The 758-nt window shown below is 33.9% G+C and carries 1 pseudogene; it reads right to left on the minus strand.

Annotated elements, in window-relative coordinates:
* Positions 1 to 726, minus strand: a pseudogene (locus DMP16_RS10430) (type II/IV secretion system ATPase subunit); the annotation flags it as partial.
* Between the last annotated feature and the right edge of the window lie 32 nt (positions 727 to 758).

Here is a 758-nt window from a genome sequence, read left to right on the forward strand (position 1 = left end):
AGGTTTTTCAGGGAACTTTCTTACGTTAAAGGTAGTTCCTTTACTTATCTCCTCACCGTAACTTACTGCTACTCTATGACCTTCAGGTAACATGAAATCTTGCAAAGGCATAGCTGTACTAACACTTCTCCCGCCTAAAGACGATAAACGCTCAACTAATCTCCTTACTCTTATCTCGCTATTCAAGATAATGTTAGTCTCAAGTCTAGGCCATTCAGTATGTCTACTGTGGACTACCGATACTGGTTTATATGGTGATACTAATTCAATTTCTTCAATATATGGATCACTCATCGGAACTTGCAAAACTGAGTACTTTATCTCCCTTAAAATGTAATATAAAAATTTTCCTAAATTGCCCTTAACTTGAGAAATTACCCCTAACTTGGCTGAAATTTTTAAAATCTCCTTTTCCAACTCCTTTACGTTAATTTCCTTAGAAGAGAAAGCTGTAGTGGGGCTATAAATAAGGCTATCCAATAAAGCCATTAATATCCTATTTTCCCTATCACTCAGGGGAGGTTCATTTACTAAATAATATCCTATGCCTTCCCTCTCTGCAATGTAAACATCTACGTTATAAGAAGTTAGAGTATAGTGGTCTAAAACGTTAAATCCATCTAAATTAGTTCGTAGAGTAATCAAACCCGAATCATCTATTGATTGCAAATAATATGATAGTTCATCAAATTTATTATCTGATTTCTTTTTGCGAATAAGTGCCATATATTATATTAAAAAGGACAAATATAAAACCA

Source organism: Sulfolobus sp. B1, from assembly GCF_007050195.1.
Taxonomy (GTDB): Archaea; Thermoproteota; Thermoprotei_A; order Sulfolobales; family Sulfolobaceae; genus Saccharolobus.